Origin of the sequence: Paenarthrobacter sp. C1 (assembly GCF_049315185.1) — a bacterium.
Classification (GTDB): Bacteria; Actinomycetota; Actinomycetes; order Actinomycetales; family Micrococcaceae; genus Arthrobacter; species Arthrobacter nicotinovorans.
Genome location: NZ_CP186052.1, coordinates 4,312,878 through 4,325,663, shown reverse-complemented (window position 1 = coordinate 4,325,663; position 12,786 = coordinate 4,312,878). Strand labels below are relative to the sequence as shown.

The following is a 12,786-nucleotide window of genomic DNA, read 5'->3' as shown; positions in this document are numbered from 1 at the left end:
TTCAAGAGCGCGCGCACTCACCACCGAACTGCGCCCGTCTCGCTGTCGCGTATGGCGATCTCGAAACCAAGGGCTTGAAAGACATCCATGAACTTGGACGTTTCCACCGATGCTTTACCGGATTCAAGATCGATGACAAAGGTGCGTGAGACGCTGGCGCGCCGGGCCAACTCTGCCTGTGACCAGGCTCGCTCTTCCCTGAGTTCCCGGACCAAGGGCCCTGCCTCTCGGACCGTACGCAATAGCTGCTCCTGTCGCCGTACGGCAACTTTGATGAATGTCGCCGTACGCCGACTTTAGCATTTGTTGCCGTACGGCGACAGTGGTCGAGTTATTCGAAGAAGTCCTCGTCCAGTTCTACGACGTCGTAGCTCTGCTTCACCTGCACTCCGACCCGGTATTTAATCATGAGGCTCACTAGACGAGCGCCGTCAATCAGGATTGTGCGGGTGCCGACACTGCCTGCATAATCTCTCGCACCTTGTGAAAACCTACTGGTGGTGATGAAAACGCCCTTGGAGGCAGAGAAGCCATGCAGCGCTCCTACGAATGCTTGGATGGCTTCGCGGCCAACGGCGTTGTCCGGGCTGTAACGTTTTGCCTGGATGTAGACCCGATCCAACCCAAGCGCGTCTTGGTCTATAACCCCGTCAACGCCACCGTCACCGGTGCCACCGATACGTCGCCCCCGTTGCTCAGCACCTCCGTAGCCCATCTTCAGCAGCAGCTTCACCACAGCGTCTTCGAAAAAGTCCGGATGTCCTTCGTGAAGCCGTTTAAGGAGCGATGCTCCTACTTCGCCTTGGATGCGGTTTATCGCGTCCTCGATCTGCTCCACTGGCTCCAGTTCTTCTGTAGCTGAGAGGCCGGTCTCTCGCGCAGCCTGAGTGGGTGCGGCTTGACCGTCGGCTTTCGGCCAGTACTGCGCAAAGATTGTGTGTGCCTGGCTGTAGTTGATCCCCTGAGGATTGTCCAGAAGCCACTGCCTGCCGGTATCGGTGATGCAGTAGTACCCCTTTACGGGACGGTCGATCCAGCCCGCCCGTGTCAGGTGGCTTAGGACCCAGCCCATGCGCTGCTCGTAACGCAGTCCGCCCGAGTTCAGGGTCTCCTCGCGAGCGCCGGCCGACAGTCCGGCTTGATCCGCCGCTTGATGGAAGAGCTCCTTCCGGTGGAGCGTCTGTCCATCAGACAGAGCTTGGAGAACCGGCACGATGAGGGCTGGCCAAATCGGTACCTCGGTCGAAGGTGCCTGAGCCGCTGATTCGGTCACTAGAGTTCTCCTTTGAACGCGCGGTTTTGGAGAGACGCGAAGAGCGCGTCCAGTTCCGCCAAGTGCTTGCGGTGGGTTTCCTTCAAGCGCTCGACGGCGGCAACTCGGTTTGCGAAGGTCTGCTGCATTTCGAGTGAGGGAACGGCTATGTCAAGATTCCCAACTATTTTCGTGTTCAAGTTCAGCATAGTTGCGCCCTGCGCAAGCTCCTCAAGTCTGCGACGCGTCGACGTGCTGGAGAGGACTGCGCTTAAATACGTAGGCGAAACATTTTGACGGGAGGGACGAATTATCAGCGACCCTGTTCCGCAAAGTAATGGTCCATCAGCATCGACTACTTCGGCGCATCTTCCTAGTTCGCCTCGTCTGCCTAGGACGATGTCGCCAGGAAGAAGCTGGTAATTTTTGAGTTCATCGAACTTGCTTTCGGTAACTGAGAATGAGGTGTCGGTCGCCACTTTCCCATCTCGAATGTGCATGGGGTTTACAAGTGGGATCCCACCGACGATGTAGTCTTCCTTGTGCAAAAGAGAACCAAAGGGGCCGGTCTGAATTTGAGAGCAGACGTTAGAAAGCTTGGTTTTTGACGAATTGCTTGCCAGTGACTCCGCGTTATGGAAGATCGACTGAGTCAGGGTGTCCAGGTGGGCGATGGCTTGGCGGCGCTTGGCGCGGAGCTCATCGGCCTTGTCCAAGATCGCCGCAATCCGCCGCTGCTCTTCGAGGGAGGGAAGGGGAACCTCCCACGCGCGAAGCATGGCCATATTGATGTTGTTTTGAGCGATCCCACGGCCTGTTGCTTCCATCGCCTGTGCGGAAGCATCCAGGAAGTGTTTGAGATAGTTGAGCTCGGCCTGTTCCGTATCTACCTGCAGACCGGCTATCGCCTGATTGCTAGCCGCGGGTACCCCCAGCACTGCAGTTCGACCTATGGTTGCGAATATGGACACAAGCAACGTTCCTACTGGCCACAGTTTCGCAGCGCTGTTTTTCAAACCCTGTGCGCTGATATTTTCGCCAGTTTGAGTAACAGTTCCTTGGAGCATGTCGCCGATCTTTACCCACGGAATATCGCCACCGAAGTTTTCAGCGGACTTCCTACTCGGGGTCCCGCCGGACTCGACTTTACAAATCGCGCCGAGCTTTACGAGCTTCACTTCAGCAACCCCCGCAGCTCAGCCATCCCCTGAGCAATCTCGGCTTCGAGCCCGTCGAGCGCAGCCAGGATTTCCTCAGGGGCAGCATGCTCGACTTCTTCGTACTCGATCTCCTTGTACCGGTTCAGCGACAGGTCGTAGTCGTTCGCCACGATCTCTGAAAGCGGAACACAGAAGGACTGTTCCGTGCGCGCCCGCTCAAGTTCCGCCGTCGTGCGCTGATTCCAACGTGAGAGGACGTCCTCAAGGTCGGAAGAGGCAAGCGGCGTGCGCTTGTCGTCGAGGCTGAACCCGTCCGACTTTACGTCGTAGAACCAGACGTTATCCGTGCCGCCGGAGTTGGTTTTCGTGAAGAAGAGGATGGCGGTGGAGACACCGGCGTAGGGCTTGAAGACGCCGGACGGGAGTTTTACGACGGCGTCGAGCTTGTGGCCTTCGACCAGTGTCTTGCGGAGGGACTTGTGTGCGCCGGTGGAGCCGAAGAGGACGCCGTCGGGAACGATAACCGCAGCGCGTCCGCCTGGCTTAAGCAGCTTGATGAAAAGTGCCAGGAAGAGGAGTTCGGTCTTCTTCGTCTTGACGACGTTCAGCAACTCTTTCGACACATTCTCGTAGTCCAAGCTGCCAGCGAACGGCGGGTTGGCGAGGATGACGTTGTACTTTTCTTCCTCGACGGAGTGCAGGTCGGCAAGTGAATCGCGGTAGGAAACATCCGGGTTCTCGACCCCGTGGAGCAGCATGTTCATTGAACCGATGCGGAGCATGGTGGAGTCGAAGTCGAAGCCATGGAACTGCTCGTGATGGAAGAACTTACTGGTCTCGTCATTGGTGAGGAGATTGCTGTTGTTCTTTCGGAGGTATTCGCCGGCCTGAACCAGGAAGCCGCAGGTGCCAGCGGCCGGATCGCAGATGGCTTCGAGTGGCTGGGGTGCTGTCATCGCGACCATGAGGTCGATGATGTGCCGTGGGGTTCGGAACTGTCCGTTGGTACCCGCCGATGCCAGCTTCGACAACATGTACTCGTAGAGATCGCCCTTGGTGTCGCGGCCCTCCATGTTGATGGAGTCGATGACATCCACCACCTGCTTCAAGACACCCGCGTTCGGGATCTTGAACTGCGCATCCTTCATGTGGTGGCTATAAGTGGAGTCTTCGCCGTTGGACTGCTTGGTCAGCTCAGTTCGGAGGAACGGGAAGATGTTCTGCTGGAAGACCGTGAACATCTCAATCTGACCAAAGTCCTTGAAGTTCGACCAGCGGAGGTCCGAATAGGGGCGGCCCTGGGGGTCAACACCCTCGGGAAACACCGCGTTCTCGATCGGCTCGCCCAAGATGTTGGCCTGCTTCTCCGCCCGAGTCTGGTTCTCGTCCAGGCGCTTGAGGAACAGAAGGTACGTGATCTGCTCGATGACTTCCAGCGGGTTCGAGATACCGCCGCTCCAGAACGTATTCCAGACTTTGTCTACTTGGGACTTGATTTCACCTGTGATCACTCATGCGAGTTTAGTGCGTTCTCATGTGAGCCACGCCCATCGGTGAGAAGGCCTGGCGTCCCTAAGGGACACCAGGCCTTCAGCCAAGCCGGTTGTCAGCAGGGACGCCAGGACTTGCCGCCGGGAGCGTAACAGCGGGGGCCCGTGTACCCCGGGTAGGGATTCGATTGGGCCGGTGGCGCCGGCGGTACGTAATTCTGAGCTGGCGGAACATACGGCTGGACTGGCGGAACATAGGGAGCTGGTACGGGTAAGTTGCGTATCCGTTCAGCCTCGGCAGCCGCTGCTGCTGCCCGAGCCTGTTCTGCCGCGGCGGCCTCATCGGCAGCCTTCTTTGCTGCCGCCTCTGCTTCCGCAGCAGCCTTTCGTTCTGCCTCCGCTCGCGCCACAGCGGCTACTCGTTCTTCCTCTGCCTTCTTCTCGGCCGCGGCAAGTGTCTTCTCTTGTTCCTTGAGCTGATTGTGTGCAGACTCAGCCCGGGTTATTACTGCGGTCAGGGCGGTCAACTTGGCGGTTGATTCGCTGGCAGAGTATGCCGCCCAAAGGATGGAGTTCTCTGTTTCTCTCGCTGCGGACAGGAGGTCTTTCGCTGCCTTGGCAGCAACGATGGCTGTCGCCAGCCCAGTAGCCGATGCTCCCGCTCCGGCCGACGTCGTTGCCGGCGCCGCACTCTGTGCCGCTGTCAGTGCTTCGTTGGCAGCTGCCAGTTGCGCAGGGAGGGTGCATTCGATGCCCTCTGCGAAGAGCCCGGACTTGGCAGTACGCGCTTCCTCAAAGGCGGCTTCGACAGGAGGCAGGAACTTTCGGTTTTCTCCGACGACCATTGGAACCCCCAGTCCCCGGCGTGCGATCTCTGCGTTGACCAGCTGGTTGCTGGCATTGAAGACCCCCGCCAAGGTTCTGCCGTATTTGTCATGGCGTTCGACGTCGAACTCCAACCTGACCTTGCTGCCCACCGGCAGTACTCCCTCAAGATGATCTGTCGCCTCCGGCCCAAGGCATTCGGTGGGCTTGTTCGGATCCTTAGTTTCCGGAGTATTGATGTTCAGCAGGCGAACTGTCTGATCGATGTTGTTGATGGATACAACTACCGTGTCGCCGTCGACCACCCTGACGACGGTCCCGCTGTCGGCGTTTGCGGCAGCCGCCGCTACCAGGGAGCCAGTCACGATCGCGACTGCTGCCGTAGCTCCAATGATTAGCTTCCGCATGATGTATGGCCTCCCACAACTGGGGCTTGAAGTGGAGGGTGGCTGTGGGACAGCCGGTTCTGGGTGCGCAAATAGTCCCCCTATTTATGCGAATGGAGTGATGAGTCGGCTGCTCAGCAGCCGTGAACACTTTAAGCTACAAGTGGTCATGAGGAGGCTTCGGGCCGGTGGCAGCGGGATGTGTGACGGGTGCTTGACACAATGGATCATGCTCTTCACCAAAAAGACCCTCACCGAGGACGGATTCACCGGATTCCGACCACTCGACGAACTCGATCCCATGCGGATCCCACAAGGACCCGGGATATTCGTGGTCCTTCGCCCGGCCGGATTTGAACCGGTCTTTCTGAACAAGAGCACCGCCGGGACCTTCAAGAAGAAGGACCCATCATTGAAGCGCGAAGCACTCGCGTCCGAGTGGCTTACAGACGCCTCAGTGCTCTACATCGGCAAAGCCAGCGCGGGCAGTCAAGGCAACCGGGGGCTACGCAAGCAAATCCAGGAGTTCATGGATTACGGCCGCGGGCGACCAACCGTCGTGTGGGATGCGCGCCTCATTTGGCAGCTGCGCGACGCCCTGGACCTGGTCATCGCTTGGAAGGAACTGCCGCCGGAGGGGCTGAGTGCAGCCGAAGCCGATTATCACGCCGCGTTCGTTGCCGCTCACGGACGCCTCCCGTTCGCCAATCTGGTCCAGGCGCGCGCCAGGAAATAGCCCAAGGAGGCCGACGGCGGCAGGTGCCTTTCGCCGTCGGCCTCCCGCTGCGTGGGTGATCGGCGGATAATGGCGTCCATGACGGCCGGCAGCCCCACTGGAAGCACCGCGGGTCAACCCCGCATCACGGTAGAGGTTCCTGTCCTTCGGATCGGTGGCGGGCAGGCCGATTACGAGGGCCTCAAGCGATTCGTTGATTCGCTGCGCAAGCCGCAAGGGCTGCACATGACGCTGCTGCACGTGGGGATCCTCCACGAACTCGCAGATGATATTGCCGCGTGGACCAAAGGAAGGGCGACGCCGGAGAGGGTTCTGCCCGAGATTACGAGCTGGTTGACGGAACTGCCGGTGCTGCAGGGGTTTCTGGGTAAGTCGGACAAAGTGGTCCCGCTGGGTGGCGGTCGGCTGATGGGGCTTGAGGTGGACGTTCCCCAGGAAGTTCACGACTACCAAGCGCTTCTGGTGCAGGGCTTGCACGTGCTTCTTGATGATCTTGGCCTCGACAACATTGACGACTTCATTCTTAGCTCACCCGCTTTGGGCTACAGGTCTCCGCGCTGGTTGCCGCACATTGCCGTGGGACGTGCCCGGTCGCGACACGAACCGCCCGTGGAGATCGCTCCGGTGGCCATTGAATTCGGCGACTCGCGCATCCGGAACAGGCTGGCGCTCCCTGGGCAGGGGTGATTCAGACGGAGCCCGGCCGCCACGGTAAATTGGACGTGACTCCAGATCTCAACCAGAGGACTTCCATGCAGCCCCGTGCCCTGTTCCGTACCGTCGCTTTTGCCGAGGCCGTGACATGGACGCTGCTGCTGATCGGGCTGTTCCTTAAATACGTCACGAAGACCACTGACCTCGGCGTGAGTATCGCCGGAGGCATCCACGGCTTCGTGTTCCTTTGCTACGCAGCGACGGCCGCCTTCACCTGGATCAACCAGAAGTGGACGACGCGGACCGGACTGCTCGCCATCGGCTCCGCTGTGATTCCCTATGCCACCATCCCGATGGAGAGGTCGCTGGATCGCCGGGGTCTCCTGGCCGGTGGTTGGCGTTTGGCCGCTGGTGGAGATACGCCGCGTGGGGGCTTTGAAAAGGCTCAAGCCTGGGTCCTTCGAAACCCGATCCTCGCTGTTGTGGTGACCCTGGTGGCTGTGGGTGCAGTGTTCAGCTTCCTTCTGTTCATGGGCCCTCCGGGTACCTGGTTCTCCTAGGATCCAGCCGACGGGAAGCATCGGTTCTTCGGGACCGGTGCTTTTCTTGCTTTAACACCTGGTTCTCGCCCTTTGCGTGTGCCGCCCCGACCTACTTTGGATCTGTGTTGGGTCTGACACGCCGTCTGTGGGGTGTGTAGCCCGGGGTTTGGCGGTCAAAGTGGGTGGTGGCGGCACGGGTCTTTCCCAAAACTTCGACGTCGGCACCTGGGTGGTGTGGCTTTGTGACCTTGTTTGAGGCCGTTGAGCGCGCTTTTCCCGCGGTTTCGAGCTGTTTCGGGTTCAAAACGGGTCAGGAAGCTACTGTTCCGAGGCCTTAGTGCGTTGGTTCGGTGGTGGGGCAGCCCCAGGAGTTGGGGTTTTGTTGGCAGGTGTCGGCGACGAGTGCTCTTTGTGTTTTCCAGACCTGGATGGTTGTGGCTGGTGTGGTCAGGTCCAGGGTTCCGTTGATGGGTAGTGGTGGGCCGTTGTTGACGGAGTAGGTGCCGGTGAAGCTGGTGGTGATGGTGGCGGGGTAGTTGCCGGTTTGGGTGTAGCTGTGGCTGGTGCGGGTTTCGGTGGTGAGCCATTCGGCTTCGGGGATGGGGTAGCCGGCGGCGGGGGTGGGGCCCAGGGTGGTGCCGTCTCCGAAGGTGTAGGTGTGGTTGGCGGGGGTGGCGGTGAGGTGGATGGCTTGGCCGAGGATGGTGACGTCGAAGGTTTGTTCGGTGGCGGTGGTGTAGAAGTTGGTGGGTCCGCCTTTGAGGGTGTGGGGGAAGGGTTGGGCTTGGAGGTTTCCTGGGTTGATGGGGAGTTGGCGGAAGTCGTTGAGGATGCGGGCGGCGATGTCGGCCAGGACGTTTTGCGGCTCTGCGTCATAGAGGCAGGTGGGTCCGGTGATGGGGATCCAGTTGGTCCAGCCGGGGTTGGTGATGGCTTTGGGGGCTTCTTTCCAGATGACGGGGGTGCTTTCTGGGCCGCCGGGTGTGGTGGCGGGGCAGTCGAGGGCGTCGCAGCCGGGGTCTTTGGTGTCGGGTCCGTCGGCACGGCAGTGGGTATCGGCCATGTACTGGTTGGGGTCCTCGTCGGTGGAGGAACTGGCGGGGCCACTGAGGCTAGGGCTTGATGTTCCGGTGGAAGGATCGAACACCCAGCGAGACCCGACTTCCATAGTTCCCGCTGCCCTATTGGTCGATGCCCAGTCGTCAGCTGCTTGAGCTACTTGAACTGGCATCGCGAAGATGAACGCGGCTGCGGTTAGGCCAGCGGTCAGAATATGGCGACGGGCCTTGTTAACGAACGACACCAGTGTCCACAACTTTCCACGTCGAATCGAAACGAGCGACGATTACAAACGCGTCATTTGTCGCCGCGTCTGCAGGGCGCCCTTCCGTGCCGTCTGCGTTGTAGTAAGTGATCGCCTGTTGAATAACCTGAACTTTGGCTTGATGAGTGGTCCCCGCGGAGTTCCAGGCAACCTCAATCCTCGGGGTGCTAATCTTGCCGCCCACAATCCACCGGCCATCTTTGGAGCTGTCCAAGGCGGCTTTCTGAAATTGAGCGCAGGCCTTGCATTCAGGGGTGCTGAGAGCGATGGTGCCGGAAATGTCGCCGGTCTCGTCGGCATAATTCCCGATCGCGTACCAGTACCGAATAAACGCTTCCAGTCCCGCCTTGGAGTTTTCCTTCGCCAGCTCGGGCATCACAGGCACCGGTACGTTCTGGGCTTTCCCCTTCGCATCCGCGGGTTTGTAGGCCCCGGAAGAAGACGGAGTAGCCGAAGCAGCGGGTGACGAAGCGCTTGAGGTGGGCGACGCCGTCGTCGTGTGTGTTTCCGAAGAGCCCGTACCTGGCGACCCGTCCTGGCAACCGCTCAGAAGCACCGCCGCCAGGGTGGACGACAACATGGCAGACGAAAGGCGTGACATGACAAGCTCCCCAACAGCTGTTCGACGGTGTGGCGGCCAGTCTAAGCAGCGTGCGCGGGGGGATTCACGTCAGAAAAATGGTGCTGTGGATAAGTGCCAGGTAATTTCTGCTGGATGATCGGGACGTCGATTTCGCAAAAGGCTTGGAAATCCACGGTTTCTGGCCGGTGCCCAGCCCGATGATCCAGCAAAATTTGCGTGATGCACCGCAAGGTCAGCCCCGTAGCTTCTCCATGTCCCTGCGGTCCTTCTTGGTGGGCCGGCCGGCTCCGCGGTCGCGCTGGGGGAGTCCAAGCTTCGGAGCGACGGGCCTCGGCGGAGTGTGGTCGGTGAAACAATGCGACGCGGCCTCGGCTCCTACGCGTTTGGCGATGAGTCGTCGCACTTCAAGGATCCGTTCCCAACCCGATTCCCGCACACGGATGGTGTCGCCGATGATCACGCTTTGCGATGCCTTGACCGGGTTCCCGTTGATCCGGATGTGCCCGGCACGGCAGGCGGCTGTGGCGGCGGAGCGGGTTTTGTAGGCTCGGATCGCCCACAACCAGGCATCAACGCGGACGTTTGCTGGGGATGACGACGGAATACTCATGATCTGAACGAGTCTAACCGGGCGTCACGTGCACGACGAGAACGCTGGAAGAAGTCCGGAACGCGGGAAAGGTACCGGGTTCGCTGGAACGCTCCAGCGAACTCGCACCGTCGCGGCGTTCTCGGGGGCGCCAGGGAACCGAAAGCAACTACCGCACCGTCACCTCAACCCGCTGCGCCATGTTGTTCCCGATGCCCTGATAGTTCCACACCTGCTCGGTAGGCTGCAGCGCGCCTGAGGTATCCATGGCCCGGCACCGCAGTACATGCTCGCCCGGACTGGCCACCCACACCATGGACCACGACCGCCACGCGAAGTCCCCCAGCGCCGGATCCAAGTGCGCAGGCATCCATTCGCCGTCGATCCCCACTTCCACCCGCTCCACTTCACCGTGTCCGGACCATGCACGGCCGTGCAGCATTACCGGGCCGGCGTTTACGATCCGTCGCCGGGTGAAGAATTCCGGGATCCCCGGCGGCACCATCAGGGAGCGCACGCGGATATGGGTAACAGGAATGCCGGGCCCATCCGGACCCTGCAGATAGTGATAGGCCACGGACTGCTGCCATCCCATGAACCGCGACGTCACTGCTTCGATCGACGTCAACCACTTCACACTCGCCATCCCGTACCAACCAGGGACCAGGAGCCTCAACGGGAATCCATGCTGCAGCGGCAAAGGCTGGCCATTCATGGCATAGACCAGCATCACTTCGGGGTGCATGGCCTCGGCGACGGAAAGACTGCGGGCATACGGCTCTTCGACGCCGCCTTGGACACCGTTGTCGGCACCGGTAAAAACAAGTTCGACGACGTCACCCGCCAACCCTGCCTCCTCCAGCAGGGGCGCCAAGGGAGTTCCGGTCCACTCGGCTGTGCCCACCGCGCCAAGCACCCAGGGCTGGCTCAAGGGGCGGGGTTCCAGAAGCGAGCGGCCGTTTCCCGCGCATTCGAGAGTGACGGGCATGGTGACAGCCGGCCGCGCTTTGATGTCCTCGAGGCTGAGTTCAAGCGTGTGGTCGACAGCCCCGCCCAGTCGCAACCGCCACGTCTCAGGTGACAGATGCGGGATGTCGAAGTGGATCAGCAGGTAGTGCAGGCCGGCCGGAGTGATGTCGTCGTGCAGGGCCTCCAGCGGCATCGAATGGTTCCGCCCGGAAAGCTGCAACTCTTCGTGGGTCAGGGGTCCATCGGTGGGCTGCCCGGTGACGACGGCTTTCGTGGCCCGTTGTTTGAGGTGATCGTTGGACATGGGACGGCGGCGTTCTACTGGAAGCTAAACGCTGCGGAGTGCCGCAGCAGCTAGGACAAGGATCACGCCGGGGCGAACCTGCGTCAATACCTCGTTGCGAGGCCCGCTCTGCGCGCTAAAACAGGCGCAAAGAACGCAGAGCAGGCCCCACAACGGAAGGTGGCTACCGGCGTCGTAGTTCCGGGTACTCAAGGTGCGGGGCCACGGTGCCGGCGTCGCGTTCGAGGAAGTTGACCGCGGGCGCCACGATGTCGTCGATTTCATCCAGAACGGACTCGCTCAGCACCACGTCCGCGGCTTTCAGGTAATCGGTCAGGTGCTCCTCGGTTCGTGGGCCGATGATCACGCTGGTCACTGCCGGGTGGTTCAGGGCAAAGGCGACTGCCAACTGGATGAGCGTCAATCCGTGGCGTGCCGCGAGTTGGGCCAGGGCGTCGGCTGCATGCAGTTTGCCTTGGTTGAACGGCGCGTTCACATCGAAGCGGCCGGGAAGTGCGGAAAAACGCGAACTCTCGGGCTGCCCGGCCCCGACCCGGTAACCGCCTGCCAGCCACCCGCCGTCGAGCGGTCCGTAGCTCAAGACCCCGACGCCGTACTGCTGGGTGATGGGGAAGACGTCGCGTTCGTTGGCACGCACCAGAAGCGAATAGGGCACTTGGTCCACGACCGGCGGGGTCAAGTGGTTGGTGTTGGCGATCCACTGGGCCTCAACGAGTTGGGCCGGGCTGAACACGGACGTGCCGTAGTAGAGGATCTTGCCCTGGCGGATGAGGTCGTTGAGGGCAGTGATGGTTTCCAGGAGGTCGGTGTTGTAGTCCGGGCGGTGTGCCTGATAGAGGTCGATCCTGTCCGTGTTCAGACGCCGCAAGCTGTCCTCGACAGCCCGGACAATCCAGCGGCGGGAGTTGCCGGCGTGCGCGGGATTGGATCCCATTTGCCCGTGGAACTTGGTGGCGAGGAAGACGTCGTCGCGCCGGCTGTGGATCGCCTGGCCCACCACGGTTTCGGATTCCCCTTGGGAGTAGATGTCTGCAGTGTCGATGCTGGTGATACCGGCGTCGAGCGCGGCCTTGATGATCCGGATGCTCTCTGCGGGACCTGTGGGCGCGGCGCCGGTGCCGAAGTTCAGGGTGCCCAGGGTGAGCGGGCTGATCAGGGCGCCAGTGCGTCCAAGCGTTCGTAGCTCGTTGAGGCTCATGTCGGCTTCCTGTGGATGGATAGTGCTGGGTCGACGCCCGGGTCAGCGGCGTGGACGGGATGTTCAATCGAGGCTACACACGGCCGCCGGAGGCATAAACGCAAATGGTAGAAGTTCTTCGTTTTTCGTCTTGCGGGGTAATGGAAGAGGCCTTACTTCGCGACATTTCTTGACACACGGCAACACAAATGTCTTGCGGATCAACAAATATTGCCGTTCTTCCAAGCGGGTGAATTATGGGAAAGGAACTTAGGAAACGCACGAAAGGGACAGCGGGATGACACAGACCACAGTGGAAGAAACGGCGGCCATCAAGGCGGCTTTTGCGCAGTTCCCCTCCGGAGTTGCCGCCTTCAGCGCGATGGTGGATTTCACGCCGGAAGCGCTGGTGGCGTCGTCCTTCACCGTGGGCGTTTCACTGGAGCCGCCGCTGGTCATGTTCGCAGTGCAGAACTCGTCCACAACGTGGCCCAAACTGCGCCAGGCCCAGCGGCTTGGCGTCTCGGTCCTGGCTGAGGGGCAGGAAGCTGCCTGCCTCCAGCTCTCGTCCAAAACGAGGGACCGCTTCGCCGGGCTGGACACGAGTGTCAGCGACTCGGGCGCGGTGCTGATCGATGGGGCCGTGTTGGGTTTCGAATGCGAAATAGTTTCAGAAACGCCCGCCGGGGATCACGCGATCGTGGTTCTTGAGGTCAAGGCAACCACCGTCAACCTCGAGTCCAAGCCGCTGATCTACCATGGCGCAGCGTTCCGTCAGTTGGCCGCTTAGCCCGG

14 protein-coding genes are annotated in these 12,786 nt (G+C 60.7%); 4 read left to right on the top strand and 10 right to left on the bottom strand.

Annotated elements, in window-relative coordinates:
• Window positions 1–17: 17 nt before the first annotated feature.
• The 5 genes from ACNAOU_RS20205 to ACNAOU_RS20185 form a co-directional block, all read right to left on the bottom strand.
• Window positions 18–242, bottom strand: coding sequence for a helix-turn-helix domain-containing protein (locus ACNAOU_RS20205; RefSeq protein WP_167510528.1), 225 nt, complete (start codon window positions 240–242; stop codon window positions 18–20).
• A gap of 89 nt (window positions 243–331) precedes the next feature.
• Window positions 332–1,273, bottom strand: coding sequence for a restriction endonuclease (locus ACNAOU_RS20200; protein ID WP_189076751.1), 942 nt, complete (start codon window positions 1,271–1,273; stop codon window positions 332–334).
• On the bottom strand, window positions 1,273–2,430 hold the full coding sequence (locus ACNAOU_RS20195; RefSeq protein ID WP_422757601.1) for a restriction endonuclease subunit S: 1,158 nt from the start codon (window positions 2,428–2,430) through the stop codon (window positions 1,273–1,275). Before ACNAOU_RS20195 ends, ACNAOU_RS20200 begins: the two co-directional genes overlap by 1 nt.
• Window positions 2,427–3,923 carry a type I restriction-modification system subunit M gene (locus ACNAOU_RS20190; RefSeq protein ID WP_422757599.1) on the bottom strand — a complete coding sequence of 499 codons (1,497 nt, stop codon included), beginning with the start codon at window positions 3,921–3,923 and terminating at the stop codon, window positions 2,427–2,429. Before ACNAOU_RS20190 ends, ACNAOU_RS20195 begins: the two co-directional genes overlap by 4 nt.
• A gap of 95 nt (window positions 3,924–4,018) precedes the next feature.
• Window positions 4,019–5,134, bottom strand: a complete 1,116-nt coding sequence (locus ACNAOU_RS20185) for a thermonuclease family protein (protein WP_189076748.1) — start codon at window positions 5,132–5,134, stop codon at window positions 4,019–4,021.
• 208 nt (window positions 5,135–5,342) lie between these two features.
• On the opposite strand from ACNAOU_RS20185, the gene ACNAOU_RS20180 reads away from it, so the two are divergent.
• The 3 genes from ACNAOU_RS20180 to ACNAOU_RS20170 all read left to right on the top strand — a co-directional run bounded on the left by ACNAOU_RS20180 (window position 5,343) and on the right by ACNAOU_RS20170 (window position 7,063).
• Window positions 5,343–5,849, top strand: a complete 507-nt coding sequence (locus ACNAOU_RS20180; RefSeq protein ID WP_079582882.1) for a hypothetical protein — start codon at window positions 5,343–5,345, stop codon at window positions 5,847–5,849.
• 69 nt (window positions 5,850–5,918) lie between these two features.
• Window positions 5,919–6,536 (top strand): hypothetical protein, encoded by a 618-nt coding sequence (locus ACNAOU_RS20175; RefSeq protein ID WP_422757598.1) that lies wholly within the window; start codon window positions 5,919–5,921, stop codon window positions 6,534–6,536.
• A gap of 65 nt (window positions 6,537–6,601) precedes the next feature.
• Window positions 6,602–7,063, top strand: coding sequence for a DUF3817 domain-containing protein (locus tag ACNAOU_RS20170; protein WP_422757597.1), 462 nt, complete (start codon window positions 6,602–6,604; stop codon window positions 7,061–7,063).
• A gap of 316 nt (window positions 7,064–7,379) precedes the next feature.
• On the opposite strand, the gene ACNAOU_RS20165 is transcribed toward ACNAOU_RS20170, so the two are convergent.
• The 5 genes from ACNAOU_RS20165 to ACNAOU_RS20145 form a co-directional block, all read right to left on the bottom strand.
• Window positions 7,380–8,213, bottom strand: coding sequence for a hypothetical protein (locus ACNAOU_RS20165; RefSeq protein WP_422757596.1), 834 nt, complete (start codon window positions 8,211–8,213; stop codon window positions 7,380–7,382).
• Between the two features lie 121 nt (window positions 8,214–8,334).
• Complete coding sequence (locus tag ACNAOU_RS20160) at window positions 8,335–8,970, bottom strand: DUF6318 family protein (protein WP_422757595.1); 636 nt, start codon at window positions 8,968–8,970, stop codon at window positions 8,335–8,337.
• Between the two features lie 214 nt (window positions 8,971–9,184).
• Window positions 9,185–9,562, bottom strand: coding sequence for an RNA-binding S4 domain-containing protein (locus ACNAOU_RS20155; RefSeq protein ID WP_018779945.1), 378 nt, complete (start codon window positions 9,560–9,562; stop codon window positions 9,185–9,187).
• A gap of 148 nt (window positions 9,563–9,710) precedes the next feature.
• Window positions 9,711–10,814, bottom strand: a complete 1,104-nt coding sequence (locus ACNAOU_RS20150; protein ID WP_422757594.1) for a sulfite oxidase — start codon at window positions 10,812–10,814, stop codon at window positions 9,711–9,713.
• A 163-nt stretch (window positions 10,815–10,977) separates the two neighbouring features.
• Window positions 10,978–12,012: an aldo/keto reductase gene (locus ACNAOU_RS20145; RefSeq protein WP_018779943.1), complete on the bottom strand. Its 1,035-nt coding sequence runs from the start codon at window positions 12,010–12,012 to the stop codon at window positions 10,978–10,980.
• Between the two features lie 277 nt (window positions 12,013–12,289).
• Here ACNAOU_RS20145 and ACNAOU_RS20140 point away from each other — a divergent pair, with 277 nt between their 5' ends.
• The gene (locus ACNAOU_RS20140; RefSeq protein ID WP_018779942.1) at window positions 12,290–12,781 is read left to right on the top strand and encodes a flavin reductase family protein; all 492 of its coding nucleotides are present in this window, start codon (window positions 12,290–12,292) and stop codon (window positions 12,779–12,781) included.
• The last annotated feature ends 5 nt before the right edge of the window (window positions 12,782–12,786 follow it).

Coding starts and splice junctions, on each gene's coding strand:
- ACNAOU_RS20185 (WP_189076748.1), bottom strand. CDS start 5,134: ATGCGGAAGCTAATCATTGGAGCTACGGCAGCAGTCGCGATCGTGACT.
- ACNAOU_RS20180 (WP_079582882.1), top strand. CDS start 5,343: ATGCTCTTCACCAAAAAGACCCTCACCGAGGACGGATTCACCGGATTC.
- ACNAOU_RS20175 (WP_422757598.1), top strand. CDS start 5,919: ATGGCGTCCATGACGGCCGGCAGCCCCACTGGAAGCACCGCGGGTCAA.
- ACNAOU_RS20170 (WP_422757597.1), top strand. CDS start 6,602: ATGCAGCCCCGTGCCCTGTTCCGTACCGTCGCTTTTGCCGAGGCCGTG.
- ACNAOU_RS20165 (WP_422757596.1), bottom strand. CDS start 8,213: ATGGAAGTCGGGTCTCGCTGGGTGTTCGATCCTTCCACCGGAACATCA.
- ACNAOU_RS20160 (WP_422757595.1), bottom strand. CDS start 8,970: ATGTCACGCCTTTCGTCTGCCATGTTGTCGTCCACCCTGGCGGCGGTG.
- ACNAOU_RS20155 (WP_018779945.1), bottom strand. CDS start 9,562: ATGAGTATTCCGTCGTCATCCCCAGCAAACGTCCGCGTTGATGCCTGG.
- ACNAOU_RS20150 (WP_422757594.1), bottom strand. CDS start 10,814: ATGTCCAACGATCACCTCAAACAACGGGCCACGAAAGCCGTCGTCACC.
- ACNAOU_RS20145 (WP_018779943.1), bottom strand. CDS start 12,012: ATGAGCCTCAACGAGCTACGAACGCTTGGACGCACTGGCGCCCTGATC.
- ACNAOU_RS20140 (WP_018779942.1), top strand. CDS start 12,290: ATGACACAGACCACAGTGGAAGAAACGGCGGCCATCAAGGCGGCTTTT.